The sequence below is a fragment of the Alkalispirochaeta americana genome (genome assembly GCF_900156105.1).
Classification (GTDB): domain Bacteria; phylum Spirochaetota; class Spirochaetia; order DSM-27196; family Alkalispirochaetaceae; genus Alkalispirochaeta; species Alkalispirochaeta americana.
The window spans coordinates 1-4,810 of sequence record NZ_FTMS01000040.1 but is presented as its reverse complement, the minus strand read 5'-3'; the positions used below and the strand labels follow the sequence as shown (position 1 = coordinate 4,810).

The following is a 4,810-nucleotide window of genomic DNA, read 5'->3' as shown; positions in this document are numbered from 1 at the left end:
GCTGCCGTGCCTCGCCGGAGTCCTCCCGGTCTGCCTCATAGACCAGAACATTCACGTTCTCTCCATCCTCCAGGTTCTCCACGGTGGCGCTCATGGTGCCGGTCAGGCCGTGCCCCTCGCATTCGCTCGGGTCGTGCTTTGCGGGGCTCCGCTGGTCGCTCCGGCCCTGCCGGGTCCGGCAGGGCAGCCTGCGGCTCCCCTCCAATCACTCACGCATCCAGTGCGTAATGGTCCGTCTCTCGGGCCCGCATCCGCAGCCTGGTCCACGCCGGCGAACCAGGCTGTGGGGGCAGGGGGGTATGTCTATGAGTTACAGCCGATTATTGTATACTTGGTACTGATAGGTATGCTTATCATCCCCAAGCAGCATCTCGATCGGTTCCAGTCCCTGTTGTTTGCGTTCGTAGTTGTACTGCTTCAGGCCCTCAACCGCCTTGTACTCCATTGGAAACAATGGTTCGGGATTGCCCTCCTGCTTCCTGCGGTGCCGATCTTTCTCGCGGTATGGATCAAGAGCTGTGCCTGGTGGCAGTGGGCGGTTCTTGTCCATATACCAGACCAGCCAGGACCAGCTTTCCCAGGGTTTTTTCTCTATTCCCACAATATGCCCATATCCCCATTTCCTGACACTTAGTGCCAGATGAACACCCATAGGGCCAAACTGACTCCAGACAGAGCCAACTGCAGGAAACAGATCGGTAAAGCGATAGGTTTTCGGTTTGTGTAATAGCCCTGTTGGTAACGTAACCGTTTGATTCAGGCGATCAAAAACGTAATGCTTTGGCAGGGCTTTTTCTCGGATGAAGTAGCAGAATAGAGAAACAGACAATCCTAAACAAAAAATTATTAGTGTGGGTAATAAAAAATTAAGACTATAAGTCGCGGTGGCATTGATTAATGGCAAAATAAGAAAAAATGCAAAAGTAACAGTTGCTATTTTTAAAGGCACCCATACCATCGATTCCTTTTTCGGACCATCGACATCCATCAGATACCGAATATCATCCATCTTTTCCTGCTGATAATACCCTTGTGCAATCAGCTCTTCATTTCTTCCGTACTCGGCAAATTCCAGTATCGCAAAGGGCAGGCTGTTGTCCATAGCCCTGCCAAACCAACCTTTTCTCTTACCTTTTTTCATTAGAGAAGTCTCCATGTTTCGGGTTCCTGTAATTGCGATAGGGTACCGACTTGTGTATCAGGTGCATACAGCATTGATTCTGCTATCAGTGTGCCCAGAGCGGCCCCCGGATCAACTTGCTGGGTGCGTATTTTTCGCACATGGGAAATGATGCCAATATACCGCCCCTGTCCATTTTCCGGACTGGGAAAATGTATGCGTTCATTGTATCGGTAGCGCATGGTAAACAACACGCGGGGGCTCTGATCCAAATCCAGGCTTTCCAGGGGTATGATATACTCCAAGCTGGCAACCATCACGCCATCCTGCGGTTCGTAATGGATCTCCGCTTCCGCTCCTAATTCTATGTAGATGCTATCCGAGTAATCTGCAGCGGCACCGGAAACAGCATCTACCCCTTCAGGATGAGGCTGTGTTAGGGGCAGCATCCCCCGATTGTAGTACACTCTCAGTTTTGGGTTCTCCACTCGACTAAACTGTGGATCAAAGCTCAGAATTCGTATCCGCACCGTAACCCGTTGCATCCCTTCTGCTGTGACCGGATTCCACCATTTACTGTAGGCAACAACCCACTCCGGTTCCAGGGTAAGATGGACTCCAAAGATAACATCCATCAGGTCCTTTTCGGCTTTGGGAAACTCCCGAAACCGCGCGAAATTATCGGCAATCAACTCATCCCGTCGCTGATGATGTGCGTTCAGACTCCGCCATGGTGTTGGTGTATCGGGCGGTTGTATTTTACTGCCAAAAATCCATAATACTCGACGTCCGTAGTCACGTAACAGAAAATTGTTTGCAAACCGCTCAAGCGGTGAATACTCAAGAAACCCGGCCCACACACTGGTACCTACCGCGCCTAATACCAAGGCAGCAATCAGCAGTGTCGGCCAACTGGCGACAAGAAGCCCTACCCCCAACACAACAGATATTACCGCACTGGTACCAAACAACAGCCCAGCCTCGTAGTTGTTTTCCGAGAAGCTGATATATGCATCCATACCCGACACCCCGGCAGAGAGAAAAGAGCCTCCGGCAAAGAAGAGTTTTGTCTTGAATACAACCTTTTCCGCCGCCAGCTGTCCTGCTCGGGCCTGTTTCAGGGTATACGTGGCGCCCCAGGCTCCAGCGAAGGCGTTAAAAAATGCAATGCTTTGACGCATGCCTAACAAATAACCATTTTCTTTTGTGTAATCAGTAGTTGCGCTGTTTAAAAGAACAAACCCCAGATTCACATAACTCACCCCCGCCATGAAGGTCAGCCAGCGGGGGTTGGTCACAAGCTTTCCGATAGCGCGTTCTATCTTGGTTGGGTTTCGCTTATAGGCTTGCTGGATCATGCGTGCTGTGGAAATCTGCTTTGTGTCCAGCATACCTCGTGGGGTATGGACAAAATCCATATTATCCGGCAACTCGGTAAAGCGAAACACGTTTTTTCCGTTACGTAGTACCGGCTCAGCACTGGCATCAATAAGCTCGGCCAGACTCACGTGTTCAAACAGTGGCAGTGGCCTGCTGTCTATCCCGCGGAACACGGCCGTGTTCAACCATTGCAGCTGCACGGCTTTATATGTGGGAAAATCCTCGACCAATTGCGAGGTGAGTCCCAAGATGGTGTCAAAGGTGTTGATAGCCGTCAAAACCAACTCTTCAATGTTTGGCGGGTTGCCATCATCATCGATTGCTGTTGCGCCCTCCATCTCGGTCTCAAGGTCAAACTCCATCTCGGCAGAGAAGAGCGCAGATACATCAGCTTGTCCATCAAGAATATTTCTCAGGTATGCAATTCCGGGATCATCGCCACCATTCGGAAGATCCTCGGCAAGCTCCAGAATCATATCCTCGTGATACGGTGTTTTGACAAGCGGCATGTGGTGCCACATAACCCGCTGCTTGCCACAGGCAATGCGTTCTGCAGTGCTTTCGCAATAGAGGATGGCATGGTTGCTATACAATTCACTTTGTAAGAACGTTAACAACATGTCCCTCTTTTCTGCTATTTGCTCCCGGAGTCTTGCACGATCCTGCTTGCCAAGCAGTATCTCCATACGGGATCGGTCAAGATATTTCCCTATCTTATCCTCGCTTTCTGCTGTTCCAAAGCCAGTCTGGTACATCATGATCGAGATGTTGTGGAGTGATTCGAACTGTGCACGGAGGGTTGCTTCCGGCTGCAATCCCGACAAGTCCGGCAGGCCTTCCTTACTATCTCGCAAAATATGTTCAATGTGCCGCGGATCGACACCAAGTCGTAGAGACTGTACAAACGCTACCATTTGCAGCCAGGCATCATTCAGATCCCATTCTATCGCATCAGCGATACTGAAGGGATCAATCAGCCCGGCAATGCAGCCATTATCGGGCAGTTCATGGAGGTCGTCCCGGCGGATCGGCCGTTCGACGGGGTTGGCATTCAAGAATACTGCGGTGTCGTTGGTCTGTTGCAGTTCATACTCCTGGCTATTGAAACTGACAGTTTCCTGGGTCAGCTCGTGCATATGGGTGCTTCGCAGCCCGGCATCGTTCTCCATACGCTCATACAGTGCCCAGCTCCATTGCACTTCGGAGTATGCTATCTGGTACTCGTTGTTGTAGGACACCGGGATGTGGTCTGTTATGTGCCCACGGGGTACGCGGTAGTCAGATCCAATCTCATTATCGCTCCATTGACAGACACGAAGCGTGCCGTCGTCACGGACCTGGTACTCATACCACAGGACCCGTCCACCCGGCTCGGTCCGCCGGACATGCAACCAGCCCGGTCGCAGGGGGCTTAATACGTAGCCATTGCCAAAGTCCGGCAACCCGGCAATCTCATGGGTCTGTATCTGCGGCTGATTTCCGGCATGCACGGCATGCCAGTTAATACTGCCCTGGCTGCATATGATGTATTCACCGTCCAGCAAATAGGGGAGATACTCTGACTTCCAGGGCACCCAACGCATGGGGTATACCTTCAATGGCACCTGCTGAAACTCGTTTATCACATTCCGACCAGAGGTTACTGTTTTGCTCTGCATATCCTGGGGGGAATGGTATTCATGGCGGACGATTTCTACATCTCTTGTCTGTTTCATGACTCCCTCTCATTCCTCATGGGGAGAAACACTATCTGATATGATGCCCGTTCCATTTCATTTTCATGTCCTGTTCCGTCGGCATCAAGAGTTCCTTCCCGAACCACCGTTCCATCGGGGAGTCTGACTTCATAGGGAGTTCCTTCCTCCAACAGGCGGCCGTCATCGGTCCTCCCGCGAACGTGCAGCTCCATCTGTACTTCAACGGTAGCGCTATCCTGAGATTCGGCTCGGCCCTCGGGAACCGCTTCCAAGCGGAAAAAGTACGTGGGAAAGTAAGGATCCCCCCCGGCTTCAGGATGAGGGTTGTCTGTAACCTGCCAGCTACACGTTACGTGCTGGTCCCGAACCTCCAGAAGTTCCTGATACAACAGCACCGGATCGGAACCCTCGTGAGGCTCTTCGTACACGCGAACCCATGCGGTGCTCCCATCGGGAAAATTCTCCGCCTGGGCTGATAGAATGACAGGGTCGCCAACAGTAATACGGTTGGTTTCCTGCCGCCCGGTCTCCCGGCCATCCTCGTCGTGTTCTGCCAGCTCCCATCTCAGCTCGCTGAAGAGCGGCTTGGGTTTCTCCACCGTCATGATGCCGC

At 52.0% G+C, this 4,810-nt stretch carries 3 protein-coding genes; all 3 read right to left on the bottom strand.

Going from position 1 to position 4,810, the window contains the following annotated elements; genetic code table 11:
* Nucleotides 1-310: 310 nt before the first annotated feature.
* The gene (locus tag BW950_RS14425) at nucleotides 311-1,141 is read right to left on the bottom strand and encodes a hypothetical protein (RefSeq protein WP_076489999.1); all 831 of its coding nucleotides are present in this window, start codon (nucleotides 1,139-1,141) and stop codon (nucleotides 311-313) included.
* Entirely contained in the window at nucleotides 1,141-4,215 is a 3,075-nt protein-coding gene (locus BW950_RS14420) for a toxin VasX (protein WP_076489998.1), read from the bottom strand. Before BW950_RS14420 ends, BW950_RS14425 begins: the two co-directional genes overlap by 1 nt.
* Nucleotides 4,212-4,810 (bottom strand): hypothetical protein (locus tag BW950_RS15190; protein WP_159438820.1); only part of this gene is annotated, 599 nt, incomplete at its 5' end. The genes BW950_RS14420 and BW950_RS15190, both read right to left, overlap by 4 nt.

What these genes read in the sequence shown, in the direction of transcription:
- BW950_RS14425 (WP_076489999.1), bottom strand. Translation starts at nt 1,141, where the DNA reads ATGAAAAAAGGTAAGAGAAAAGGTTGGTTTGGCAGGGCTATGGACAAC.
- BW950_RS14420 (WP_076489998.1), bottom strand. Translation starts at nt 4,215, where the DNA reads ATGAAACAGACAAGAGATGTAGAAATCGTCCGCCATGAATACCATTCC.